The sequence below is a fragment of the Rothia sp. HMSC08A08 genome, assembly GCF_001808385.1.
GTDB classification, from domain to species: domain Bacteria; phylum Actinomycetota; class Actinomycetes; order Actinomycetales; family Micrococcaceae; genus Rothia; species Rothia dentocariosa.
In genome coordinates this window covers 25,452-51,725 of sequence record NZ_KV793075.1, presented here as the reverse complement: position 1 = coordinate 51,725, position 26,274 = coordinate 25,452, and the positions used below count along the sequence as shown (strand labels likewise).

At 54.1% G+C, this 26,274-nt stretch carries 18 protein-coding genes and 1 riboswitch; of the genes, 7 read left to right on the top strand and 11 right to left on the bottom strand.

Features of this window, described 5'->3' with window-relative positions:
- The first annotated feature begins 17 nt into the window (after positions 1 to 17).
- The gene (locus HMPREF3164_RS06960) at positions 18 to 521 is read left to right on the top strand and encodes an LURP-one-related/scramblase family protein (protein WP_070449917.1); all 504 of its coding nucleotides are present in this window, start codon (positions 18 to 20) and stop codon (positions 519 to 521) included.
- Between the two features lie 128 nt (positions 522 to 649).
- On the opposite strand, the gene HMPREF3164_RS06955 is transcribed toward HMPREF3164_RS06960, so the two are convergent.
- The 4 genes from HMPREF3164_RS06955 to HMPREF3164_RS06935 form a co-directional block, all read right to left on the bottom strand.
- Positions 650 to 2,863 carry a peptidase domain-containing ABC transporter gene (locus tag HMPREF3164_RS06955; RefSeq protein ID WP_070449914.1) on the bottom strand — a complete coding sequence of 738 codons (2,214 nt, stop codon included), beginning with the start codon at positions 2,861 to 2,863 and terminating at the stop codon, positions 650 to 652.
- Between the two features lies 1 nt (position 2,864).
- Positions 2,865 to 5,906: a type 2 lanthipeptide synthetase LanM gene (gene lanM, locus HMPREF3164_RS06950; RefSeq protein WP_070449911.1), complete on the bottom strand. Its 3,042-nt coding sequence runs from the start codon at positions 5,904 to 5,906 to the stop codon at positions 2,865 to 2,867.
- 41 nt (positions 5,907 to 5,947) lie between these two features.
- Positions 5,948 to 6,142 (bottom strand): hypothetical protein, encoded by a 195-nt coding sequence (locus tag HMPREF3164_RS06945; RefSeq protein ID WP_070449908.1) that lies wholly within the window; start codon positions 6,140 to 6,142, stop codon positions 5,948 to 5,950.
- 2,629 nt (positions 6,143 to 8,771) lie between these two features.
- A complete protein-coding gene (locus HMPREF3164_RS06935) occupies positions 8,772 to 10,073 on the bottom strand; it encodes a cytochrome P450 (protein WP_246822634.1) in 1,302 nt (433 codons plus the stop codon).
- 262 nt (positions 10,074 to 10,335) lie between these two features.
- On the opposite strand from HMPREF3164_RS06935, the gene HMPREF3164_RS06930 reads away from it, so the two are divergent.
- Both HMPREF3164_RS06930 and HMPREF3164_RS06925 read left to right on the top strand, forming a co-directional pair.
- A complete protein-coding gene (locus HMPREF3164_RS06930) occupies positions 10,336 to 10,464 on the top strand; it encodes a cell division protein FtsL (protein WP_246822633.1) in 129 nt (42 codons plus the stop codon).
- Between the two features lie 130 nt (positions 10,465 to 10,594).
- Positions 10,595 to 10,720: an antitoxin PHD gene (locus tag HMPREF3164_RS06925; protein ID WP_070449898.1), complete on the top strand. Its 126-nt coding sequence runs from the start codon at positions 10,595 to 10,597 to the stop codon at positions 10,718 to 10,720.
- Positions 10,721 to 10,835: 115 nt separating this feature from the next.
- Here the strand turns inward: HMPREF3164_RS06925 and HMPREF3164_RS06920 are convergent, their stop codons facing one another.
- Positions 10,836 to 12,317, bottom strand: a complete 1,482-nt coding sequence (locus HMPREF3164_RS06920; protein WP_070449893.1) for a sugar porter family MFS transporter — start codon at positions 12,315 to 12,317, stop codon at positions 10,836 to 10,838.
- A gap of 108 nt (positions 12,318 to 12,425) precedes the next feature.
- A complete protein-coding gene (locus tag HMPREF3164_RS06915; protein WP_070449890.1) occupies positions 12,426 to 13,427 on the bottom strand; it encodes an aldo/keto reductase in 1,002 nt (333 codons plus the stop codon).
- A gap of 476 nt (positions 13,428 to 13,903) precedes the next feature.
- A riboswitch (SAM riboswitch) is annotated at positions 13,904 to 14,012 on the top strand.
- 77 nt (positions 14,013 to 14,089) lie between these two features.
- Here HMPREF3164_RS06915 and HMPREF3164_RS06910 point away from each other — a divergent pair.
- The 4 genes from HMPREF3164_RS06910 (at position 14,090) to HMPREF3164_RS06895 (ending at position 21,338) form a co-directional block, all read left to right on the top strand.
- Complete coding sequence (locus HMPREF3164_RS06910) at positions 14,090 to 15,001, top strand: methylenetetrahydrofolate reductase (RefSeq protein WP_070449887.1); 912 nt, start codon at positions 14,090 to 14,092, stop codon at positions 14,999 to 15,001.
- A gap of 42 nt (positions 15,002 to 15,043) precedes the next feature.
- Positions 15,044 to 17,365: a 5-methyltetrahydropteroyltriglutamate--homocysteine S-methyltransferase gene (gene metE / locus HMPREF3164_RS06905; RefSeq protein WP_070449884.1), complete on the top strand. Its 2,322-nt coding sequence runs from the start codon at positions 15,044 to 15,046 to the stop codon at positions 17,363 to 17,365.
- Between the two features lie 338 nt (positions 17,366 to 17,703).
- Positions 17,704 to 19,149, top strand: a complete 1,446-nt coding sequence (locus HMPREF3164_RS06900; protein WP_070449880.1) for an MFS transporter — start codon at positions 17,704 to 17,706, stop codon at positions 19,147 to 19,149.
- 197 nt (positions 19,150 to 19,346) lie between these two features.
- Positions 19,347 to 21,338 carry a M13 family metallopeptidase gene (locus HMPREF3164_RS06895; protein WP_048754648.1) on the top strand — a complete coding sequence of 664 codons (1,992 nt, stop codon included), beginning with the start codon at positions 19,347 to 19,349 and terminating at the stop codon, positions 21,336 to 21,338.
- 41 nt (positions 21,339 to 21,379) lie between these two features.
- Here HMPREF3164_RS06895 and HMPREF3164_RS06890 read toward each other — a convergent pair whose 3' ends face one another.
- From HMPREF3164_RS06890 to HMPREF3164_RS06870, 5 genes are all read right to left on the bottom strand, one after another.
- Positions 21,380 to 22,597, bottom strand: coding sequence for an MFS transporter (locus HMPREF3164_RS06890; protein ID WP_070449877.1), 1,218 nt, complete (start codon positions 22,595 to 22,597; stop codon positions 21,380 to 21,382).
- Positions 22,598 to 22,623: 26 nt separating this feature from the next.
- On the bottom strand, positions 22,624 to 23,322 hold the full coding sequence (locus tag HMPREF3164_RS06885) for a DUF6318 family protein (protein WP_070449874.1): 699 nt from the start codon (positions 23,320 to 23,322) through the stop codon (positions 22,624 to 22,626).
- Between the two features lie 80 nt (positions 23,323 to 23,402).
- Complete coding sequence (locus tag HMPREF3164_RS06880; RefSeq protein ID WP_048754651.1) at positions 23,403 to 24,095, bottom strand: DUF6318 family protein; 693 nt, start codon at positions 24,093 to 24,095, stop codon at positions 23,403 to 23,405.
- Positions 24,096 to 24,336: 241 nt separating this feature from the next.
- On the bottom strand, positions 24,337 to 25,062 hold the full coding sequence (locus HMPREF3164_RS06875) for a DUF6318 family protein (RefSeq protein ID WP_048754652.1): 726 nt from the start codon (positions 25,060 to 25,062) through the stop codon (positions 24,337 to 24,339).
- Between the two features lie 229 nt (positions 25,063 to 25,291).
- Positions 25,292 to 26,059 (bottom strand): DUF6318 family protein, encoded by a 768-nt coding sequence (locus HMPREF3164_RS06870; RefSeq protein ID WP_048754653.1) that lies wholly within the window; start codon positions 26,057 to 26,059, stop codon positions 25,292 to 25,294.
- Positions 26,060 to 26,274: the final 215 nt, after the last annotated feature.

Genomic DNA, 26,274 nt, shown 5'->3' with positions numbered 1-26,274 from the left:
ACGAAAAGACACAACCCATGACTACTTTCTACGCCAAATCAAAGATGGCCTACCCCGAATACCGGTACAACATCCTCAACACTGATTTCAAACCAGTCTATGAAACCGACGGCAGGCTCCGACTCGGTGGAAAAAGCGTCGTCTTCACTAAGGCAGATACCGAAGAAAAAGTTATCACGGTCAGCCGTGTACCAGACGCCAAACACCACTACACCGCAGACTTTGCCGAGGGAAGCAGCGCTTCTCTAGAAAGGCTAGAGTGGAAACCTTTCCACCCGAGCATCAGCATTAAAACAGCCGATGCAGAATTCCTTCTGGAAGGAAGCAGCGGATCCGGCAAATTCACGATAACCCAGGAAGATAAGATCATCGCCAAAATTACTCGCCCGGGTTTTGTTCTGAAATACAACTACGCCCTCGAAATTCTCGATGATAATCTCCAAGAGCTTGTTCTGGCTGCTTTCATGGTGCTCTCCCACTACATCGGCGGCAGGCGCGGCTTTGTAGTAGTCACAGGATAGTCCAGCACGCCCCTTGCAGGACGTTCACACAAGAGGAGATGATGGGCAATCGCTTCCAGTTCTACCAGTGCCGTTGAAACACTCGCACAGAACCCCCGCGTGCACCGCGCATCCAACAGAGTCGTGAGCTACGAGGTGAACATTCCCAAACCGAAGCCGTGGCGAGAAACCTTCGTGGGGGGCCACTGCGCCCAAATGTACCCCGCCTGGCTGCTCTGCTCTTCCTGAGAATAAAGCTCCCGGTAACGTCCCTCAACCATCATCAGGTCATCGTGGCGTCCGCTCTGAATAATGCGCCCATCCTCCATGACCACGATATTCTCGGCATTGCGCACCGTTGAAAGCCTATGCGCCACCACGACCTTCGTGCACTGATACTGCGCAATCAGCTCCGTCACCTGCCGCTCAGTCGCGGTGTCAAGCGCGCTGGTCGCCTCATCCAACACCAAAATCCGTGGGTACCGCAACAGGGCCGTAACAATCGCGATGCGCTGGCGCTGACCACCCGAGAAGTTCTCGCCGCCGCTCGCCATGATCGTATCGAAGCCCATCGGCAAATCCTTCACAAAATCCAGGATGCCCATCGCGAGAATACTCTCCTCGATTTCTTCACGACTACGCCCGTCATCCAGACCCGCCGTGAGGTTATCGTAGAGACTTCCCGACCTGGTTTGCAGCTGCTGCGGCACATACCCAATATGGGAACGCAACTCGTCCAAAGAATAATCTTTAACATCGATTCCGCCCACACGAATCGTGCCAGAAACCGGTCTGTACAACGAACACAACAGCTTAGCCAAGGTACTCTTGCCCGAACCTGACGAACCCACGAGAGCAACATCGTGGCCCTCCGGCACGCGCAGCGAGATATCTGTCAGCACAGGTTTATTACCACCCGGATAGGTAAAATTCACGTTCTCAAGGTCAAGATCACCATCAGCAATATCGGTGACAGATCCCGTGCTCTTCTCCGGTTCATAACGCTGAATATCCACGATACGCGCAACCGCGCGGTCCACCGCGATAATGCTCATAATGCCGAACATCGTCGAAGCGACCGACGAAAACAGCAGCGCAGAAATACCCTCGGTCGCAATAGCCTGACCGAGCGTGAGCGTTCCATCATTCACCAGCGGTATCGACGCCAACAGCAGAATCAGAGGACCGCCCAGCTGCACCACGGATGCGGCAGATCCGAGCACGCCCTGCTGCAGCACCATGCGGCGGCGCATTGACGCCAGCGACTGCATATAGGCTTCGCGCCAGGTGTTATAGGTGGGCGTTGAGGAACCCGTCATCTTCATGGCTGCAATGGTGTTAATAGCGTCAAGCTCAACCACCTGCGCTTCGGAGGCGTGCGCATACTCGGCGTCGAGCGCCTGGGAGGTGGGGCGCGCCGTGACGAACCAGATCAGCATCAGCACGGCAAGAACCACGAAGGTGATTATCAAAACCTGGCTCGATTGCTGGGCGATAAAGATGAGAATCACAATCATCGTGCCGATGTTAATCACGAACTCGGTCAGGCTTGTAGACAAGAAGTTGCGCAGCGTGTTCACGCTTGAAAGGCGGTAGAGAATATCGCCCGGAGAACGCAGCGCGAAATAGGTCAACGGCAGCCTCAGCAGCCTGTCGAACATATTGCCCAAGAGCTTATATCCGATGGACGAGACGATACTCGCCAGCGTTGCGGCGCGTGCAATGGAAACCAGGTAGTAGCCAATAACACCGACTACCACACCGACCGTTGTTTCCACGACGGTGTTTCTTGCACCCCTGAGCTGCGCATCCACCACGGTTTGGATCACCATGGGCACGGCGAAGGTAACGCTGTAGGTGATGATGAGAAGCAGCAGGAACAGCGCGTACTGACCGAACATTTTCTTCGTGAAGAAGGTGCCCAACTGCCAATCTTGAAAGACACTGCGGGATTTCTTTTTGAAATCTTTCCGCGGAGATGGCACCAGAATACTGCCGGAAAAAGACTCTTCAGCCTCCTGAAGGTCCATCACCCGCATTCCCGTGGAGGGGTCCATAATATGCACGCGATCCTTACGGATGCGCACCAAAACCACGTAGTGGGAGTTATTCCAGTGCAGAATGACCGGCTTGCCAATATCTCGAAGATGTTCGAGAGAGGGCGCCCTGAAGGCTTTGACCTCCATACCTTCCTCAACGAGAAGGTCGCGCACTTGGCGCATCGAGAGGCCTTCACGACCGGGTTCGGCAATCAGGCGAAGGTCTGAAATAGTCTGATAGCGCCCGTAGTGCTGCAGGACGGATGCCCCCACGCCCAGCCCGCATTCGGTCTTCGCCGCCTGAAGAACAGCAGGAAAACCCATACTATCGAACCTCGAACGGCTCGGGGATAAGAGGGCTGTACGGGCGAGCATTGTCTGCTCGGCGAGCCAGCCAGGACAGCACGCCGGAGGTGCCGACCATGAACGAGGGAGTCAGCGAGTAGCGCACGGATTTATCGTCGAGGACTGCCCGAATATCCGATGCGCTATAACCGTTCTCGATGGCATCCCGGATAGCCTCTGCACACGGCACGTCGGGGATCCGGTCGGCTATCCAGGCGAGTACATCCAGGGTGCCGAAGTCGCCGTGACAGAGGGTGAGGTTGCTTCGGGTTCCGGTGCGGAACGCATGCTGTACCGCGCAGTCGAGGTTGGTGCGGCTGGCGAGTTCGGGCATCCACAGGTGCAGTGCCGCGAACGCGAGGGCGATGCCCGCGCTGCCGGAACACCAAGTGCCGCTGGCATGCTCTTCGCCGCTGGCATGCTCGGTGAGCTGGGCACGCCACTCGTCCCTGGTGTTGAAGTCGTTGAGGCGGCGCAGAAGAATTTCGACGGCTTCGCGAGCACGTTCGGGTGAGGGCATCTGGCGGTTCCAGCGGGCGAGCGCGAAGATTGATCCGCTGATTCCGTAGGCGAATCCACTGCGGTGCCACCAGTTTTCTTCTGCCATACCGGCGATAATGTCTTGGGCATGCCTGTCTAATACCGCCAGCAGAGCCGCGCGGTCGGTGGCGAGGTTATAACCTAAGAGCAGGGCGGCAGCCCCTACCTGATGATCCAGGTACCCGGGCATAGGATGCTCAACCTGCGCCAGGCGTGCGGCGGTGCGGTCGCCAACCTTGACGGCTGCCTCAGCAAAACGGGTATCCTGAAGGTTTTCTGCGGCAGCGGCGAGTACGAAGGCGATGCCTGTTTCGCCGCAGGATATGCCGTCGCAGGTTTCGGGGGGAATGCTGAAAAGCCTGTCAGCGAAGACGTCTTGCACGATGGGGTCTAGTACCCGACGGGCCGTCTGCGTGTATTCCGGTTTTTCGAGCATCCGCGCGGCCTGGGTGAGGGCGAGTGCAGCCCCGGTTGAGCCGGTGTAGAGGTCTATGCCGAGGACTTCGGTGTTCCATACGCTAAGGTGCTGCTGCCACAGGCCGGGGGTGGGCGCCAGCCAGGTCCAGGCGTCTTCCTCTCTGCCGCCCGGATGGTTCGTCGCTGTTAGCCGGTCGGCAATACTCTCGCAGAGTTCTCGTTCACGCTGCACGCTCTGCCTGTTTGACAGTAGCTCTGCCGATGCGTCCGCGAGTATGCGATCCGGCGGGTAAGGCGATACGAAGGCTGACCAGATCTGTTGAATCTGCTCTTCAAGGTTTGCTTCGTCGAGGGCGGCAATATGTTCCAGGGTTTCATCGAGCGCGCTGCTGTCGATGGTCAGTCCTACGGCGTGCCCGTCGAAAGATATGATCTCGGAGCCATCTGTGCGATGCATGAAGAAGGGAATGTCGAACCGCCAGAGGGCTTCTACTTCGGCCCCGATCATCTCAAGGGGACGGTTATTGCTCAGCGTTGCGGCACGCAGCGCGATCGTGGCGAAGACTTTTTCGGAGGCCAGCGCTTCGGGGCTGCTGAGCATTTTGAGGATTCGGGTGTAGTACCTGGTGGATTGCAGCAGGGCACGCAGCGTCAGCCCGGAGCAATTCGTGCGGACCACCTCGGTCATGATTTCGCGGTGCTCGCAAGCCCACCGGTACATCTGCGTGAATCCGCGTTCGAAGGCGCGGGCGCGGGCTGCCTCAGAAATACGCCGGTCCTTCGGGGTGCTGGCGTTAGCTTCTTCGGCGCGATCTGTGTCTTCCGTAGTCGGGTTCTCTGGGCTGGGTTCGCGGTTGATGCGTGCCACAGCATCGTCACGGAAGGGATTTGCGACGGTTACCTCGTGGAAGGGGTTCGTCCCCTGTTCGCCGTGCAGGAAGCCTACGTCGCGGAACCCTAGCGAGATATCGCGGCGTGTGCGGCGGGTAGGCAGAAATGCGCTGCATGCGATTCCGCGCAGCCAGCGCAGGTAAACGCTGCCTTCGGGGGGACTTTGAATATCCTCCGTCAAAATATGTACGGGGTGGAGGATCGTTTCAAGGTCAATCGGAACGGGTTCTGTGCGCAGGGGTATCAAATTCTTAGCGTGCAGGTCTTTAGCCTGCAGGGTGTAGAGCAAAGCCGCCAGCCGCCCGCAAGCCCCAAGGAAATCTTCGGCATAAAAGTCTGCGTCTTCACGTTTAATAAACTCCATGAAGCCATAGCCGTCACCCCGAATCACGCGGGCTGCACGCATCGAAGGAGCCCCCTGCGCGGCGAGGTCTTGAACGATTTTCCAGAAGACCCATTCGCCTTCAACATTGCGGGATTTGTAGACCACCATGCCCTGGGTAAATTCGAGAAGGCAACCGGCGCGTCCGCCGCCGTAACGGGTTCTGGGCAGACCGAAGGATTCGAGTTTGAGGGGTTCGTCATCTTTGACATTAAGAAGCTCGCGAATATCATCTTCACGAGCGCTCACACGCTCAAAAATTTCGGCAATCATCGCATGAAACTGCTCAATAGTCCTGCCGTGAACGCCGGGCAGAAGCGGGTAGCTTGCATAAAAGTCGTCACTAAATTCTTCGCCCCAACGTCGGCAGTAGTCTTCATACCGTTCTTCGGGTGTACTCCCGTGCAGAAGCCCCTGCGAAGAGATCTTTTTGATGTGCGCAACCAGCGGTCTGAGGTAGAAATTAGTCAAACGCGCGGTCAGGTTCTCCAAAAACTGACTAACTAGGAGGGGAAGCCGCGACGGTGCGGCGTAGCCCGATGCGGCAACAGCACGTTCAACATTGTCACGCTCACTCTCGGCAAGCTGGGCGATGAGCGCGTGAAACATGGAGGGTTCGGCCGTCGGCCCCAGTGCTTTGAGCACCGGAGCCGACAACCGTACGATAGACTCGGAGTCGGGAGTATTGGATGCGGTACCCAAACGTTCTAACAACGAAGTGCTAGATACATACGTTTCTAGGCGTCGGAATTGCTCATCATCCAGTTCAGGAAGAAGTTCCCTGATTAACACCTGGTATCTCCTTATCTATCGTATTTACTTATTCCCCGGACTTAGGAAGAGCTGCCGCCCCAGAAGCCAAAGCCGAAGTTGTAGTTGCCGCAGCCGTTACCGCAGTAGTTGCCGCCGCCGTTGTAGCCGCCACCGCTGTAGCCGCCACCGCTGTAGCCGCCGCCGTGACCGCTGCCGTTAACCTGGTCCAGGTCGAGGTCCGAGATCTCTTCCAGGAGCGTGATATCCTTAGCCATGGTTATCCTCCTTAAATATTCCTGATCCGTTCAGGAATAGTATTATCGGTGTTTAGTTTGATGCTGAAGACATCAAACTATTCTCTGACTGGGTTCCAGGTGTTTGCTTTTCCACAGTATTCGCCTGGAACCCACTACCCTTCCTTACGGCGAGCTAACGCCTCAAGGAAAGGAAGTTTGTAAAATTTGTTACTTATTTCTGTAGCACTGTAAACATAGCTATTAGACACAGGCTGCCAGAGCTATGTCATCAGAATTATGTGGGGATGCCGCGTGTGCTACAAGTGCCAAGCAACAAAAGCCTCACATCTTCATTGACTATGAACTTTCGTCGCGGGCTGCGACATATAGGGGTGGTGAGATATATCTTCTATTCTCATCATGCGGCAAGGTCATGGAACAAAAGTCCTTATCAGAGTCGGTTTTCTCTCTATTGAAATCGGTGACTCTACAGTAACAACTTGATAAACGTGTTTCAAGATGTACTCTAGGGGTCAAAAATTTATTGTGCACTCTTTAAAATGGTAAATAATATTGATGTCAAGCATTTTAAACGTGATTCAAAACAATAATCATTACGATTTTAAGCTGTAATTTCAAGGGATTAGGTTAGTTTACTCAGAAAATAAAGCGCCTAGAAAGTTTTTTATTATTTAAAATAACTTTTGTTTTTTTATTAGAAAAATAATTTTGAAAAAGTTTTTGTAACGGTTTGGTATCATTTTTAAGATAACAAAATCATTAAAAATTCCCGAGAAATCTGAGTATTGTTGCTTAGAAATTTAAACTTTATGGGTGAAATATTATGCGGTTTATAGAGAACTTGCCGCGCTGGTTTTTGAAGAAGCACCAAAAAAATTTGGATGCTGTCGCCCAGGCAGCACGCTTGTGCGACAGCATCCACGTTCTTCGGTTGCTCTACGGCTCAGATTATTTACTTGTGCGAGCCGCTGCGCATATCCATAACGACTTTCCCAAACCGCGGTTCTGCACCGAAACTACGCCGCAGGAATTCCTCTGCTTGATCCGGGGAATACACCGAATCTATCACTGGATGGAACTTTTTCGCCGCTACAGCCTCTAAAGCCACTTCAAGGTCCGTTCATCACGGCTAGGGTTTTCATGCATACTCCTCACGGCTGCTTTTTCTTCCTGGTAATATAACTCCCAGTATCGGCCATCAGTCGAGATCAAATCCTCGTGACGGCCAACCTGTACCACCCGTCCGTGTTCCATCACCACGATCTGCCGGGCAGGGCATATTGCTATGAAATAGGTTAAATTATCCGTTCAAAAGCTAGATACAACATTAGGGATGACCTTAATGACGCACGACTAGAGAGGGTATAGAGCCTCGAAAAATAGACATCTCCAAATTTCAAAATGCCTAACACAAATTTTAACCGTATATATTTACTATCTTTTCGACATGAACAGTACAAACACTTTATTTAAAAACTATCAAATTAAATGCCCACTACACCTTCAGAAAGAAGGTATAGCGGGCATTTAATTTATAATATCTAGAAATGCTCTATGATTATTAATAATTATTATACACTATTTGCATTTGCGGTAGTACCAAAAGGTTTCGAGAAGGCCAGCCGGAGGCCACTCAGAACCTTCAACGCGACCCTTCATATTCTCACAGTAACCCGCACCATTTACGCCATTAAGCTCTTGGTCAGTGAGTTCCTCCAGGATGATATTATCATTGTGCACTGGAATTTCCTTTCAATTATTAAAAATTTCAGGGCAATAGGTATTAGATGAGAGGATCTCAACCTTAAATAAGGCATGCACTCATATGGCAACACCTACAAAATACCCCACTGGCATATCAGTAACATAGAATAACCTGAAATTTTTATTTAACTTTCAGACAGACTAAGTTAGCCGATACGTTAAACCTAGCAACCTCGATAACTGGTTTCAAGACCATCCATACGATAGTTTAAGAGAATCTGTGGTGAAATCAGTGTATAATATATTTTATGTATAAAATATATTATACACTGATCGAAATTAGCATTTACATCGAGATATCAAGGTAGGATGAAAATTAATAACCCACCTTCATAAATAAATAACTATGTTCAAATACATGAAAATGAATAGTGTTTATAGACGAATATGTGTGCACAAAATATTTTTAAAAATTTTTCTCTAACTGTGGCATATCAGCTATCTGATTAATAAAATCATTAAGAGCCTTACCCATCTTTCATAACCTAATTAAGGTACGCTATAAATTTTAGACAAGAATAAATAATCCTAATGAGCTAATATATACATGTATAAGGTTCATTAAAGCAGTCAATCATGTATATAATGTGTGTAGATTCAAAAGTTATCATCAACGGGAGGAAAGTACTATGACCTTGCAAGAGCTCAGCGAACAAGAACTTGAGCAAGTAAATGGAGCAGGAACCTGCGAGAACCTAAAAGCTCGTCTAGATGGGAAGATGTGGCCTCCGGCTACTCTTGCAGAATCCGTTTATTATTATTTTAACTGCTAATAGCAGCAAGGTTCTTTGTCAAAAAGTTTCTAGATAGTTATTTAAATATCTTTAGCAAAAGGTTAGTCCGAGACCATAAAATATGGTCTCGGACTAACCTTTATAGTTCCCTAACCAAACACCACCCTAACCATCGAGTAACCCGAGATCGGGTAGGTCGCGTTCTCGGTGGCGGGGGCATCAGACTCGTCACCAGGAACAATACTCTCGGTCGCCTTCAGCAGCTCCTCCATGAGCAGGCGCAACTCTAGGCGGGCCAGCGGCGCACCTGGGCAGACGTGAATACCGTCGCCATACACCAAGTTACGGGACTGGTTACGATGCGGGTTATAGGCGAGCGCATCCTCGAACGCGTCCTCGTCACGGTTGGCACTCGACCAGTTAATCGTCACCCGCGAATTAGCCGGAATAGTACGCCCACCCAACACGGTATCCTCGGTAGTCACGCGGCGGTTCGTCACCAGCGGGTCTTCAAGGCGCATAATCTCCTCAACCGCAGCGGCGATCTCCGTATGCCCCTCCCCCAGTGACTCACGCAGCCGTGCCTGCTCCTGCGGGTTGCGTGCCAAAAAGTTCACGATAATCCCGGCGCACGCCGAAACGGTCGAAAGCTCCCCTACCGTCCAGTTACGGATCAGGCTCACAATCTCTTCATCGGTCATGGTGCGCGGCTCCTGACCGGGCAGCTGCACGGTGTCGGTCAGCAGCTCGGCGGTCACATCCTGCGGGTTCCCTGCGGCAGCCTGCTCGCGGCGCACATCCAGAAGCTCACGAATATAGGTGTCAAATTCAAGGGCGACCTTGCCGATCTGCTCACGGTCGCGGCGCAGCGTAGCCTCGCGGTTCTTCTCAATCCACTCGATCAGCGGCTTCTCAAGGCTTACGGGCCAGCCCATGAACGCATTTTGAATGCGCATTGCATAAGCCTGCGCGAATCCGTCCATCACATTAACCTCGGTGCCGCGCGGCAGATTGGCCACCAGGTTCTTGACGACCTCACGAATTTTCGGCTCGAACTCCCTCAGGCGTTCGGGGGTGAAGTATTTGTCGTTCACGGCACGGAACGTTGTGTGTTCGGGCGCATCCATACCGTTTGGCACGGCGATGTGCCTAGTCGAGACGACATTCGAGTAAATTTCGGGATGATCGAGCACATGCTGCACATCGGCGTTCTTGAACACGGAGTAGCCCATGAACTCGTCGTGCGCTACGGGACAGCGGCGGCGCATCTCGTCATAAGCGGCTACCTGGTTCTTCTGAACCTTTTCGCTGCGCAAATCCCAATCATTTTTTACGTTGTCTGCCACGACTTTCTGCCTTCTAAAAGTCACAGGTATGCGGGTGCCGTCAAGTATGCGCGACCGTGCGCTATCCGTGGAGTCGGCAGCGGGAATATCGCGCGACGGCACCACAACCGAAGGATAGTTATAACATATTTGACACTATCACTTAACCCGCGCCCTCGCAGGATAGGAGTGCCTTTGCTGGGTGGGTCTGCAAAGCCTAGAGCTATCGCCGGTTTACTCCCGTAAGACGATCATATACCGCACGTTTGCAGAATTTGACATATGCGTACAGTAAAGTTAGAAATGCCCTTTCTGCAGGGTAATCCCACAGCCACTTTGCGAAGAATATCCTGTGGAGATTCCCAGGGCGGAAAGGCGGTGGGATACGATGTCTTTCTACGACTACGTAGAAACGACCCAAGCGCTCCTGGTAAGTTTTGCCCTTACCGATGGAGCTGCTCAGGTCGTCTCGTACATCATGAGCTTTGCTTCAAGCCTCATTAAGCTTCTGAAATAGTGCTCTACCTACCAGGAAGGCTCAGTAGTTGCCGCTGCTGAGTCTTCCGCTGTACGCAGGTAACTTTGCGAAGATATGTTAAGACTAACACAAGCATTCTCTATCAATAACATCACCTTGAGTAGGACATATGACTGGTCTAGACCCCGTAGAAGAATACGAAGAGCTACTTGATATTGAGGCTCTGCGTAAAGCCCGTGCCGAAGATGATGGTTATCGCATCTCTCTTGAAGCCTTTCTAAAACAGAATCCGTAAACCGCATCCAGCGGTCTTATTCTTCCGTGAGCAGGTGGTTTTCGGTACGAGCAGGTCGGAAAATCCTACCTGTTCGGCAAAATCCTACCTGCTCGCGAGCTAAGAGGGGTGCCGTCTACCGAGTAGCCGCAAACGGATAGGCGGCGCCTGAGATAACGCCCGCCTCCACGTCTTCCAGGGTTTTGCCGCGGGTCTCGGGCAGGTTACGCCACATAAGCACGGCGATCAGCACGTTCACTACCATGAACCCGAAGAATGAGCCGGTCAGTCCCAGTGCACCCAGAATGACCGGGAATACGAGGGAAAGCAGACCGTTCATCATCCACCCGCAGAATGCGGAAAGGCCCATGCCTACCGCCCGCACCCGAAGCGGGAACAGCTCGCTCATCAGCACCCATGTCGAAACGTTCAGGCAGGTCTGCATCGACCCCACGAACCCAACCACAAGCGCCAGAATAATATAGGGACGCGCGGGGCTGCCCTCCGGCAGGAGCATAGACGCTACCCCGATCAGCAGGTGGAAAAACGCGGTCAGCGAATACCCAGCGATCACCATCGTGCGGCGGTTCACGCGTTCCATCATGCGCAGCGAAAAGATTGAGCCGACCACGGCGATAGCGCCCGGCGCGATATTCGCAATGAGCGCCGAGCCCTCGTCAAACCCAGCTTCTTTGAGCACCTTAATGCCGTAGTACATGATGGAGTTAATACCGGTGAGCTGCTGCCCGGCACCCACCAAAATACCGACCAGCAAAATCCGCACAAACCATTTTTCACGCAGGATTTTACCCGTGCTACCCCTAGTCTCCGTGCCGATTTGGATGCGCGTTTCCTCAAGTGAACGCGCAATGTCCGCAATTTCGGCATCAGCACGTTCGGCGGGGCGGATGCGCCGCATAATAGCGCGCGCATCCTCGGTGCGCCCCTGCGCGATAAGCCAGCGTGGGGATTCGGGCATGCGCAGCATACCGATGAAAAGCGCGAGCGCAGGCAGGGCGCAGACGGCGAACATCCACCGCCATACGCTATCGTGTTCGCCCCAGAGGTTGCCGATGATGGCATTCACGATGAATGCGGCTAGCTGCCCTCCGACGACCATGAGTTCGTTACGCCCGGAGAGTGAGCCGCGAATTTCGTAGGGTGCAAGTTCGGCGAGGAATACGGGTACGACTGCGGATGCGCCTCCCACAGCGAGCCCGAGCATCGTACGACCCATCAACAGTACAGCAATGCTGGGAGTGAAGACGCATGCGAGCGCGCCCGCGATGAAGAGGATTGAGAGTCCGATGATGGTTCTGCGTCGTCCGATGGCATCTGAGATGCGCCCGGTGACCATGGCTCCGAGGGCGGCAGCGAAGGCGAGGGAGCCTGTGACCCAGCCTTGAATGGTGTTGTCCATGCCGAGTTCGCGACTCATGGGGTCGAGGGCGCCGTTGATAACGCCGGTATCGTACCCGAAGAGGAGCCCACCGAAGGTTGCCACCAGCGCGATAACCCCTAGACGGCGGGTGTGCGCGCCCTGCCCGAGCGGGGGTAGTGCACTGGCGCGGTTCGGCGGCTCGGTGGTGATGCTCATGCGGGTATTTTTATCTTTCATGCGGGTCTTGTACGGCACAGGTTGAGAGACCGCACAGTCTTTAAACGCTTGCTGGCTTGGGTATATTCCGGATTAGTTATATTTCCAGCTGGCTATATTCACGGCTGCTCAGAAAAGCGCGATGCTTTCGGGCGCCGGGAAAATCTCGTTGAGCCGCACCAGTTCGTCATCGTTGAAACGCACGCTTGCGGCCTGCGCGTTTGCGCGTACCTGGTCGGGGGTGGTTGCCCCGGCGATCACGCTGGCGACGGGATTCTGCTGTTTGAGCCAAGAGATGGAGGCTTGAACCTCAGAGATCCCCAGATCGGCACAAAATTCGTGGTAGGCATCGAGTTGTTCCCAATCGGCTTGCGCGAGTACCTGCGCTTTGGAGTGCGACAGACGTGACCCTGCAGGGATGCCGTCGCGGCGGTATTTCCCGGTCAAAAGCCCGTTTGCGAGCGGGAAATACGGGAGAACCCCGAGCCCGAAGTGGCGGGCGGCGGGAAGAATTTCGAGTTCGGCACGGCGGTCCAGCAGGTTGTAGTGGTTTTCGGCGGCGATAAACCGCTCAGTGCCGAGCTCGCGGGCGAGATGCTCGGCGTGGGCAAGCTGCCACCCCGCAAAGTTGGAGTGCCCCAGGTAACGCACCTTTCCGCTGGTCACGAGCGTGTCGAGCGCAGACAGGGTCTCTTCCAGCGGGGTGTTCGGGTCGGGGCTGTGGTAGAAATACAGGTCAATGTACTCGGTTCCAAGGCGGCGCAGTGAACCTTCGACGGCACGCATGATGTATCGGCGTGAGCCGCGTGCATCCCAGTCGTTGCCGTTGAGGGTACCAGTAGGGAGCCCGAATTTGGTGACGATGATCAGGTCATCGCGGTTGAGGTTGAGTTTGCGCATCGCGGTACCGAACATGGTTTCTGACAGCCCGGGTTCGGCACCGTACAGGTCGGCAATATCGAAGAAGCCGATACCCGCCTCGACTGCGGCGGCGATAACGGCATTGGTGCCTTCCTGAGTTTGAGTGGGGGTACCGGGGCGTCCCAGATTGTTGCAGCCGATACCAACGGAGGGCACGACCAGCCCGGAGTTCCCCAGGCGTGCATATGCGGGAGATTCGATGCGTTCCATACATTTACTCTACCGTGTTTGACAGTACGTGGTCGCAACATGAAGTTCACGGCACCCTGCAACTCCCTAGAGTAAGACCGGAAGCAGATAAAGAAGGGCCCCGACATATGCGCATATCCTGTGAACCTGCAGACTCACGGGTAGAGGCGGTCGGGGGACTCTTACACATAGTTTACACGACATGTTTTCTCAGAACAATACCCGGTTTTTTCCTTGTAGAATGCCTTCTCCCGCGAGCAGATAGTTTTGTGACGAGCAGATAACATTCCGCTATCTGCTCGTCGACATATTATCTGCTTGCGGCTAAACTTGCGGCCAAATCAGGTGGAGGTTTCAATTCGCCGATCCGAGCTGCCGCGAGCCCGTATGACGTATTGTTTCGCCGCATCCCACAATATTAAGCGGTTATGACCGCTCGACGACATGTGCCGACATATTCTTGCTGACACCGCGCATCCTGCCTAGAATAGGAACGTTATCTATCCAGAGCGACCGAGAGATCTGGCTCTTAGACGTCGCAGCAACCTCGCCAGCCTCCACCCATTGGGTGGACGGACAAGGTGCTCCCGCCAGAACCGATAGAAGTGAATTCCCTTCGCGTCTTGCTAAGATTCGGCGTACCTTCGGGCACGCTTCTATCGGGTGAACACGGAGGAATGAAAATGACGACAGTTCACCCGGCTCTTTCTTACGAGCTGTATCCGCCACGGTCGCACGCAAGCTGCGATTCCCTGCTCAAAACCATTGCCGAGCTTGAGCAAACCAACCCGGATTACGTTTCCGTCACCTATTCGGGCGATGCGCAGCGCCGCCAAAAGACGCTGGCTCTGCTCGATCACCTGGTGCATGAAACCTCGCTGAACCCCCTGGCGCATCTAATCTGCGTGGGGCATTCCGTGGCCGATTTGGAACGCTCGGTTCGTCTGATTCTGGGGCTTGGAGTACGCGGGTTCTTGGCGCTGCGCGGCGATATTCCACCCGAAAACACGCGCCCGCTTGAGCTGCCTTTTGCTCGTTACCTGGTGGAGCTGATTCGCAGGGTGGAACGTGAGGATTTCGCGCATCTTGCCGCGGGGAAGGTGTCGATTGGGGTTGCGGCATACCCGCATAAGCACCCCGAGTCTTCCTCGCTTCTTCAAGACATTGAGATTCTGCTTTCAAAGCAGCGTGCCGGGGCGGATTTCGCCATCACCCAGGTTTTCTTTGAGACCGAGCGCTATTCGGGGTTGGTGGATGCTGCGCGCCTTGCCGGGGTGGAGATGCCCATTATTCCCGGTATTATGCCCGTTACCTCGCTGACTCGGCTGACGAAGCTGTGCGAGCTTGCCGGGCTTGAAGTACCGCGCGAGCTGGCGCATCGCCTAGAAACCGCGAGCGATTCGCGCGAAATGCACCGCATCGGCGTGGAACATGCACTCGACCAATGTCGCAAGGTGCTTGATGCTGGCGCCCCCGGCCTGCATTTCTTCACATTTAACGAGCATGAGGCTGTGCTGGACGTCCTCGAAGAACTCGACGTTCCGCGCTACTCGAACCGTTTCAAACTCCCCCTAAGCGATCTTCAATACCTCTAAACTCCCCTTTTATTTGACACCCTCCCACAGTAAGGAACTAGGATGACCCGCACCCCATTCCCCGCAGCAACCATCGTCGGTTACCCCCGCGTGGGCCGTTTCCGTGAGCTGAAGAAGGCACAGGAAGCGTTCTGGAAAGGCAAAATCACGCAGGATGAACTGCACCAGGCGGCCGCAGATGTGCAGCGCACCTACTATGACCGTGTGATCGAGCGCGGTCTTAGCGTAACCGATTCGTCTATCCCGGCGACTTTCTCGTACTACGATCAGGTGCTCGATGCCGTGCGCCTTTTCACCCTCGTGCCCAAGCGTCTTGCCGACGCCAAGGATGCGCGCGGCCTGCTCGATCTGCCCGGGTACTTTGCTCTAGCGCGCGGCACCGAGACGCTGCCTCCGCTGGAGATGACGAAATGGTTCGATACGAACTACCACTACTTGGTGCCCGAGATCGGTCCGGATACCGAGATCAAGCTGAATCTTGAGGCTATTGACGAGCAGCTTGAAGTCGCCAAGGAACATGGGGTGACGGTGCGCCCGCAGCTGGTCGGCCCGCTCACCCTGCTTCTCGGGGCAAAAGCCGAACAGGGTTCGCCCGAAGGGTTCACACCGCTGGATCGCCTGGACGATTTCGTGAAAGCCTACCAGCAGGTGCTCGCCGAGCTGGCGGCACGCGGCGTGCAGTGGGTGCAGCTCGACGAACCCGGCCTGACCGTGGACCGCGACATTCCCAACGCCAAAATCGCCGAATTGGCGCGTAAAACTTACACCGCGTTGGCAGCCGAAACGAACCGTCCCGCAATCCTGGTGACAAGCCCCTACGGCAATCTGCGCGAGAACCTGCCCGCGCTGTTAGACACCGGTATTGAGGCGCTGCATCTCGACCTGGTTTCCACCCTCTACGATGCCGAGGCGCTGACCGCCTTCAAAGACTCCGGCGTAACCCTGGTGGCGGGTGCCATTAACGGGCGCAATATTTGGCGTGCCGACCTGCGAGCGCTCCTGCACGCGCTCCAGAACATTAACGGCGGCGCGGTGGCGGTTGCGTCCTCAACCTCGCTGCAGCATGTGCCGCACGATCTCGACCTTGAAGACCCCGCCGATGTGCCCGTAGACGGTCTGGCTTTTGCCGACCAGAAAGTCGCCGAGGTCGTGACTCTTGCCCGCGGTCTTGCCGACGGTGAGTCTGCGGTTGAAGCAGAGTTGAAGACCGCCGACGAAGCGCTGGCACGTTTCACGGCGGACCCGCGTAAGCATAATGCCGCAATCCGCGAGCGTGCCGCATCCGTGAAACCGCAGGATTTTGAGCGTCCCGAACTGAAGATCCGCCGGGATGCCCAAGCCGATCTGAATCTGCCGAAGCTGCCGACCACAACCATTGGTTCGTTCCCGCAGACCGGCGATATTCGCCGCCACCGTGCAGAGGCGCGTGCCGGTAAAATCACGCAGCAGCAACTTGACGAGTTCCTGCGTGAAGAGATCGCCTCCGTTATTAAACTCCAGGAAGATTTGGGCCTGGATGTGCTCGTGCACGGTGAGGCCGAACGTAACGACATGGTGCAGTACTTCGCCGAAAACTTCGATGGTTTCGCCACGACTAAGCACGGCTGGGTGCAGTCCTATGGTTCACGCTGCACCCGCCCGTCGGTGCTGTTCGGCGATGTGAAACGCTCAGGTGAAGGGCTGCGCGGCGAGGCCGTGACCGTGCCCTGGATTTCCTACGCCCAGTCGCTCACCGATCGTCCCGTTAAGGGCATGCTGACCGGTCCGGTGACTATTCTGGCTTGGTCGTTCGTGCGTGATGACCAGCCGCGCGAGGAAACCGCGAATCAGGTTGCATTGGCGCTCGCCGACGAAATCGCCGATTTGGAAGAGGCGGGCATCCGCATTATTCAGGTGGATGAACCGGCACTGCGTGAGCTTCTGCCGCTGCGCCGTGACGAGCAGCCCGCGTACCTGAAGTGGTCGGTGAATGCGTTCCGCCTGGCGACGAGCGCGGTCGAGGATAAAACTCAGGTTCACACCCACCTGTGCTACTCGGAGTTCAACGAGATTATTGATTCGATTAATGCCCTGAATGCGGATGTGACCAGTATTGAGGCGGCGCGCTCGCATATGGAGCTGCTGGCGGATATTCCCGAAAGCTATGTTTCGGGGCTGGGCCCGGGCGTGTGGGATATTCACTCGCCGCGTGTGCCTTCGCAGTCCGAGGTTGAGGAGCTGATCCGTGCCGCGATTGGGTACGGAACCATCTCTGACCTGTGGGTTAACCCGGATTGCGGTTTGAAGACCCGCGACTACGAGGAGACGAAGAGGACGCTGGAGAACGTGGTGGCCGCAGCGAAGAAGGTTCGGGCGAGCCTGTAGTCTCTGGCGCGGAGCCTCTCCCCTACCCCTATAAAGTGCCTTAATTACAGGCTTAAACAATCACAATAATTCCGCGAGCAGGTAGGATTTTCCTACCTTATCGGCAAAATCCTACCTGCTCGCGGTTATATAGAGGGCATGCGCATCCAACATAGGCATTTATGGTCCCTAAGACATAGTCCTATCTCACATAAATAAAAAATTTACTGTTTTTACAGCCTAAAATTGTTATTCACAGAATAATCATTCTGAACATATGTTCACTTCTAGTTTAAGTAACCTGTACATATGCTCTTAAAATTACTATTTCTATAGGTACCTATTCCTAAAATGCGAGCATGACTACTACAGATTCTCCAAAGAAGAAGGGTTCTGTACCCCGCTGGCTTGCTATCCCGACAGCAAAACCTCAACTGAACACAGCAGAGGTCGCATCGAAGTACCCACGCCTACGTTTTCAGGTTTTTATGGGTATTTTTATCGGGTACGCAACGTTTTATCTGATTCGCAATAACGTTCCGCTTGTTACGCCGATTCTGACTCATGAACTCGGTTTTAGTAATGCGGCTATTGGTGCGCTTTCTACGGCGTTGCTTTTAGCCTATGGTTTCAGCAAATTCTTTACCGCTATGATTTCTGACCGCTCTAATGCGCGGTTATTCCTCCCCATAGGGTTAGTACTTTCTGGTATTGCAAACGTTCTGCTCGCTATCGCCGGGTACATGGGATCCGGTGCGGCAGCTGCAGGATACGGGGCCGCAATCGCATCCACTATGGCCGCCATTATGGTCTTCAACGGTATCTTCCAGGGTATGGGGTGGCCGCCGTCAGGCCGCGTGCTCGTGAACTGGTTCTCAACGAGCGAGCGCGGGTCTAAGGTTTCTCTCTGGAACACTGCACATAACGTTGGTGGCGCGCTCTCGGGTCTTTTGGTTGCCTGGGGTTTCACGCTCTTCGGTAAAACCTGGCAGGTTGCTTTTTGGTTCCCCGCCGTGATTAGCTTTGTGCTTGCTTTTGTGGCGTGGCTGCTGATTCGCGATAATCCAGAGGCTGAGGGTCTGCCCACTATTGACGTGTATCGCAACGATCCCCACAAGGTTGAGTCCACGGACGAAGACCGTTCTGAATCAACATGGACGACTATTCGTAAGCATGTGCTGACTAATTCGACCATGGTGTATCTGGCTCTTGCTAATGTCTTTGTGTACACGCTGCGCTACGGTGTGCTGGTGTGGGCTCCTAAATATCTGCACGATGTGCGCCACGCCTCCCTTGAAGGCGGTATCGCTGGGTTCTCAATCCTGGAGCTTGCCGGTATTGGCGGCACTATTCTCTGCGGTTTCGTCTCTGACTATGTCTTCAAGGGACGTCGTTCACCCGCGGGTATTCTCTTCTTGATTGCTACCGTAGGCGCTATTTTGCTGTATTGGCTGCCTTCAGCCGATGCTCCGCTCATTATCGCCTATATTGCGTTGGCGCTGATTGGCGGTCTGATTTATGGGCCGGTGATGCTGATCGGTTTGCAGGCTATCGACCTGTCGCCTTCACATGTCGCGGGTACCGCCGCAGGATTTACCGGTCTTTTCGGGTATGCTCTGGGCGCTACGTTGGCTTCTACCGGTATCGGCATCATTGTGGATCACTGGGGCTGGAGCACCGCCTTCATCTTCATGATCGTGTGCTCGGGACTGGCAATTGTTTTCCTCTGGCTTGTTAATGGGGCCGAGAAACGCATGATGGCTGAGAGGGATAAGAAACTCGCTGCAGAAAACGCACAGGCGTAATTTCAGCTTCCGCGAGCAGGTGGTTTTTGATACGAGCAGGTAGGAAAATCCTACCTTGTCGGCAAAATCCTACCTGCTCGCGGTTGCCTTTAAGGGGCAAAGGGTGGCAGCGTTCACCGAATTACGCCCCTGAGGGAATATGCCGAAGAGGTGTTATCTTCAAGGTTCTCGCGCCATAAAGCCCCTAGAATGGGGTCATGGATAATGCAAAGAACTCTGGAATTACGACCGAATGGGTCGATAAGGCGGTTAAACCGGGCGATGATTTCTTCCGCCATGTGAACGGCCGCTGGCTCGATACCTATGAAATTCCCGCCGACCGTTCCAAAGACGGCGGGCTGTACACTCTGCGCGATGATGCCGAAAAGCATGTGCGTGAGATTGTTGAGCGTATCGCCAAGGAACAGCCTGAATCCCGCATCGGCGCGCTCTACAACTCTTTTATGGATACCGAAAAGATCGAGTCCGACGGGTTGGAACCGCTTATGCGCGAGGTTGCCCCGATTCTCAACGCCGCCACGAGCGAGCAGCTCGCCGTCACTCTAGCGCTCCTCTCACGGGCTGGGCTGGCGCAGCTTCTCGGGTGGTACACCAGCATCGATCAGAAAGACCCCGAACATTACGTCTTTTACCTCACCCAGGCCGGGTTGGGTCTGCCCGATGAGGCATACTACCGCGAAGAGAAGTACGAGCAGGTATGCGCCGCATATATCGAGCATATCGCCACCATGTTCGAGCTGACCGGTCTTACCGAGAGCTTCAACCTGACCCCTATGGAGGCGGCACAGCTCATTTTCTCGCATGAGACCGAGATCGCCGCGCATCACTGGGATGTCGTGAAAAACCGTGATGCAGAGGCGAAATACAACCCCGTCAAAGCCACCGAACTTGACGAGAAGTTCCCCGGTTTCCCGCTCCAGCAGTGGCTTCTTGCGCTGGGGGCAGACCCCAAAGAGCTGGGCACGGTCATTGTTTCTCAGCCGTCTTTCCTGGAGGGCATGGCGAACATGTGGCAGTCCACCCCACTGATGACCTGGAAACTCTGGGCCCTGTGGTGCGCTATCCGTTCCCGCACGCCCTACCTACCGGATGCGTTCGTGCAGGAAAACTTCAATTTCTACGGTCGCACCCTCTCAGGCACCGAAGAGCTGCGCGAACGCTGGAAACGCGGCGTTGCGGCTGTGGAGAACGCACTCGATCAGGAGCTTGGCAAGGAGTACGTGGCGGTGCATTTCCCGCCGGAACACAAGGAGAAAATGCTCAAGCTGGTCAATAACCTGCTGGAAGCATACCGCCGCTCCATCACAAACCTGGATTGGATGACCGAAGCCACCCGCGAGAAGGCGCTGGAAAAGCTCTCGAAGTTTGTCACGAAGATTGGCTACCCGGATGAGTGGCGCGACTACTCGAAACTGACCCTGGTGCCCGGTGACCTGTTCGAGAACCTGCGCCGCACCGCCGCCTTTAACAGCGATTTCATGATCGATCGCGCTGGCGACCCGGTTGATAAGAACGAATGGCTGATGTCTCCGCAGACCGTGAACGCCTACTATATGCCGCCCGCTAACGAGATTGTGTTCCCTGCGGCTATTCTGCGCCCGCCCTTCTTCGACCCTGAGGCCGACGACGCAGCGAACTACGGCGGCATCGGCATGGTGATCGGTCACGAGATCGGCCACGGGTTTGACGATAAGGGTGCGCTCTATGATGGCGACGGTGCGCTGAATAACTGGTGGACCGAGGAGGATTTCGCCGAGTTTACCAAGCGCACGAGCGCGCTGGTGCAGCAGTATAACGCCTACACCCCGGCGAACCTTGACCCGCAAAAGTTCCGGGTGAACGGCGAACTAACTCTGGGCGAGAATATCGGCGACCTTTCGGGTCTGTCGATTGCGTTGAGGGCCTATGAGATTGCGCTTGCCGAGCAGGGCATCACCTCGCTGGAGGATGCGCCGGTCATTGACGGTATGACGGCCGCGCAGCGCCTGTTCTGGTCTACCGCGCAGGGATGGCGCACTAAGTCACGCCCGCAGCATGCGGAGATGATGATTTCGGTGGATCCGCACTCCCCCGACGAGTTCCGGGTGAACGGCGTGGTGCGCAATATCGACGAGTTTTATGATGCGTTCGATGTTCCTGAGGACAGCAAACTGTACCTAGCGCCTGAGGATCGCGTGCGTATCTGGTAACCGCCTGCCAGCTCCCAATAGCGCGAGCAGATAGCGAATTGCTATCTGCTCGTGGGAGTTAAGAAGCGCCGCATCACCCAAAGCACCGCAGCTGTGAGGGCTAAGGATGCGGCACATACGAACGCATATGCTCCGGTATCTACCCGCGCACTTAGATGTGAGAAGAGCAAATTTCCCAGAGATGTAAAAAGCGCTGCCGCTAAACTAAAGACAGACATTACTTTTCCAATATGCCCAGCGTCGCTCTTCTTCTGCAAATCCGAGAAAAGACCAATAGTATAGATAACAATAATTCCACTCACTATACTTTGTGCAGTAATAACGCTGATAATTCCGGGTATAAGTGCCAATACATACGCGCCACCGATAACCAGCAGTAATATTTGTGGATGCGCCCATCGCCTCAGCGCAGGTATGCGGTTGAGAATAAAAGATGCAGCCACGGCGCCCATAGTTCCCATAAACATACCAAGACCGTAAACTTCTTGCCCTAACCCCAAGTAAGCAATTCGCCCTAGAAGCAGGAAAAGGGTTGAGGCACCCCACATATTGAGGAGGGCGGCGAAGATAAGTTCGCGTCTAAAATATGCACTAGAGGCTATATATACTAGTCCAAACCATAAATCGTGAACTATATGCGTTTTTTGGAATACTTCGGAACCCTCCGAGCGTCGGGTAGCGACAGACCCAGCGGGCACCATAAAAGTGAGTACCAAAGACAGAATAAATGACACCAGATTGACGATGATTGAAAGCTCTAGGGCATTCGCAAAATTCTGCATGAGAATCATGGTTCCCACGAGGGGGCTCACAGCACGGGATAGTTCTCCCACCATCGAATAGGTGCTATTGTATTTTTCAAATTCTCGATGTCCAAGAATTTCAGGAATAATAGCGCGGCTTGTGGGGCTGTATGCGGTCGCGGCTAAAGACATGAGAGCCGAAAGAATAATCAGTATATAAACGATAAATTCTCCGTGTGCTGACAATAAAAGAATAAGAGCGCATAGGCAGCAGAGGCTATTAAAAATATCGTAGAAAATCAGCAGAGACTTTTTCTTAAACCTGTCAATGACAACAAATCCAAGAATGCTGGCGAGGAATATGCCCGCACCGCTACACGCATTCATCACCCCAACCATCTGCTGACCGGCGTGCTGGCTGATATACCAGGTCACCACAATGGTGTAGGCGACGGTGCCTATGCGTGAAAGCGCCGTCGCCGGGATGAGATAGTACGCTCTGCTGTACCTCACCATGTTCCGCAAAACCTCAGAGCAGAAGGCTAGATGCTCGATCCACTACTGCTGCTAGAGCCTGAACCTACCTGGCTGCGGAAGGCTGCGGCAAACCCGCCAATAACCCAGTGCCCGTTTTCATACTTCCCTGTTATATCGACGTCGATCGTGGTGCTGCGGGAGCTTGAGGGAACATCAGCATCCCTTCCTGAGGTGGCGATAAAGCTGCCCAACCCTATGGTGAATCGGGAAGGCCAGGTGTATTCCCCGCCGGATTCCTTGGGCTTCGGTGTGGTGAGGTTGACCGTCACCTTGGGGTCTTCAAACCAGATCGTTGAAAACTGGTACGAGGACGACTTAACGGAGCTTTTATCTGTATCATTCAGCGCGGTCTGCTCGATCAGGCTGTCGTCACCGCTCTCCATCATGTACTGGGTCGCCGCAGTATAGAACGCGATACTGGAATACAGCCCTGCCACCGAGTTTTCGTCGGCGTTCTTAGGTTTGATGGGTTTGGGCACATTCTTCGCGCGTTCGGTGCGGGTCGCCTTACGATACTCCCCCGCCGAGGTATCGTATTCGTCAATCTTCGCTTCGCCACTGAAATCGCTGCGGTAGCTTGCCGTAGCATCCGTCGGGAGCGGTTTCACGCTGCCGGCGTTGGATGCGCATCCGACAAAAGCGAGCGCGGAACCTGCGCCCAACATGCCTAGGGCGGTTCTGCGGGATACAAACGACTGTGCCATAAAAAAAGACCTTTCATCGATGGCGACTATTGTTCTAACACTATTATCCCGGATACTCCCGGCCAGTACTATCCCTGGAATTAGGCACTCAAGTTACCCGCTGAGCCAAAGCTAGAAGACAAGTCGGTATTGGTGGGAATATCGATCAGCAACCAGCGTCCGTTGTTATATCGCGCCTTAAACTCTCCGTCGTGAACGTCTTTCTTTGCCTCGCTGGGAATATCTACCGCAGTGCCCTCATACACTACAAAATTACCTGTTGAGAATGTGGTCGTTGCCGCCCATATGTAGACGTCACCGTTCTGGGTGGGAGTCGGATCTTTGAGCGTAAACGTCATTTTAGGGTCTTCAAACCACATATTTTCAAGCTCCTTCACGCTGCTTTCCTCAAAGGCTTCGGCTCCGTTTATTCCTCCCACAAAGGTAATTTCTTTGAAGGGAGAGAAATCGTTGGTCATAATTCCGTAGGTGAAGGCTGCCCCAAGAAATCCAAACAGAGAGTACAGCCCGGCGGAACTTTTCTCAGTCATCATGGCGGTTTTCACCGGTTTCGGCACATTCTTCGCGCGTTGGGTACGGGTTGCGCGCACGTATTCTCCTGCGGAGGTGTCGTAGCTGTTGAACGTGATCTCACCCGAATAGTCGGCACGGTAGCTTGCGGAGGCGTCCGCCGAGAGCGGCTGCACGCGGGAGGCGCATCCGGCGAAGGCAAGCGCGGAACCGGCACCTAGCACGCCGAGGGCGGCTCTGCGAGATATGGATGAGGAAGTCATGGGCGGGTACCTTTCTCATGGAAGCGGAAAATACGGCGTCGTTACCGGTATTTTCGTTCGGGGAGTGATGTTACCTGAGGGGCGCATCCTCTATTATCCCGGAGTAGAGCCGCAGTACAGGTAATTATGACACTCCTGCCACATACAAGCCCCGCAGACATAGATTAAGCCCGCAGAAACGCACGTGTTTCTGCGGGCTTGTCCTATATTTACGTCCGATGCGGTTCAGCCCGAAAGAGGTTTAGAACCCGAGTCCTCCGCCGCTGCCGGAACCGGTGGATGCGCCACCGCTGGCGCTGGGGCTTGCGGAGCTGCTCATTCCAAGGTCAATTTCCCAGACACCATCTTTATAGGTACCTGTAAAGGTTTGCAACCATTCCTGATGCCGCGATTTCTCGGGGATATCCGTCACCTGACCGTTTTCAACCGTAAAGCTACCCATATTTATTGATACCTTTCCTTCCCATGTATAGGTGTCGCCTTCAATCTTGGGCTGCGGAGTATCAAGAGAAGCTTTGATAGTGGGGTCTTCAGACCAAGACTTATCCGGTACCCCAGAAGATTTCACCTGTTCTTCAAGCTTTGAGACGTGTTCTTTGCCTTTAAGGTTGCTTTCCATAAGAGCACTGCCGTCTGCCGTCATATAGAAATACTGGAAACTAGCAATAATAAAGGCGATATTCTGATAGAAGCCCTCCACCGATTTATCATTCAGGTTATCCGGCTTAATAGGTTTCGGAACGTTCTTCGCCGGATGCTCACGGGTTGCAGGTTCATAGTTCCCGGCGGAAGTATCAAACTTCTCGAACTTGACCTCGCCACTGTAATCGTCACGCTTCGACGAATCAGAACCGCCGCCGCCATTAGAACTACTGGTCGAGCACGCGGCAAGAGCAGCCGCCGCAGAACCGGCGCCGATCACCCCAAGAGCGGAACGGCGGGTCAGATAATGCGCTGGGATATTCATAGTATTCCTTTCGACGCCTTGCTTATGCCCGGATAATAATGAAGATATCCGTGTTTAGGGCAGAGAGCATGAGCGCTCCTTGTGGTTGGTTTACCTTTAACTATCCTGCCATGCGTCATGATTTATGCTTGGGATTGCCGCAGGTATTTCTGCATATTCTCAGGTTGAGGTCGCCCCGCTGAATATTTGCTGGTACGCGCATTCGTAATCGTGAAAACCCTCAGCGCCTTTATTTCTTTGCCTCCGGTGTAGGCACAGGCGTGGGGGTTAGGTCTTCTACACGCATCCTAAAATGCGAGAAAAGATCAGTTCTTTCGGGGGCTCCCACGATCTTTTCGGGAACGCTCACCTTACACCACCAGCGGCCGTCACGATGCACCGCGGTGAAGGTGGTCTGGGCAACTTCGTACCGTTTCGCGAGAGAAAGGTTCACGGTCTCTTTCTCGCCCACCTGAAAGGTTCCGTAATCGAGGGTGGTCTTTCCTTCCCAGGTGTAGGTATCGCCCTTGATAGTCGGTTCGGAGGTTTTGAGGGTTACTGTTGCTGCGGGGTTATCGAACCAGACGCGCCCTTCACGCATTAAAGAGAACGCTTTTTCGTCTTTTTCGCCGCGCATGACGCTATGTCCCGGTTCTGCGGCGGCGCTTTCGTCATAAAGTCGGGTGTTGCCGGTGGCGTTCATATATTGGAGGGCGGCGGAAATATAGGCGATCGTATTGTAAAGCCCCTGCACAGATTTATCGTTCATATGCTCGGGTCTGACGGGCACAGGCACGTTCTGAGCCGGATGATCACGAGTTGCGGGTTTAAAGGCTCCTGCAGATTCATCATATGTATCGAATTTGACCTCACCCGCAAAGTCGGTGCGGGTTTCGTCAGAGTTTGTGGCAGATCCTTGGTTTCTTGATAGGCAGGAGGCAATAAATCCCGCTGAGCCTATGCCCAACAACGCGAGCGCGGAACGGCGGGGAAAACGACGGGAGGTGTGGGAGGGCATCGAAATGGTGTCCTTTCAGCGCCTTTTACCCGTGCATCAAGGCGCAAACTGTGGTTGGATGTATTCCCATTGTGTACATGATGTAGAAATTCATGCGAGGTTTAAGTGTTCCCTGAACAAAGATTCAGCTAAGAGCGCGGAAAACCCGCAAGAACATCGTGCTTCCTGCGGGTTTTCTTTAAGTAGGAACCTACACTCGGTTCTCCTAGACAAGC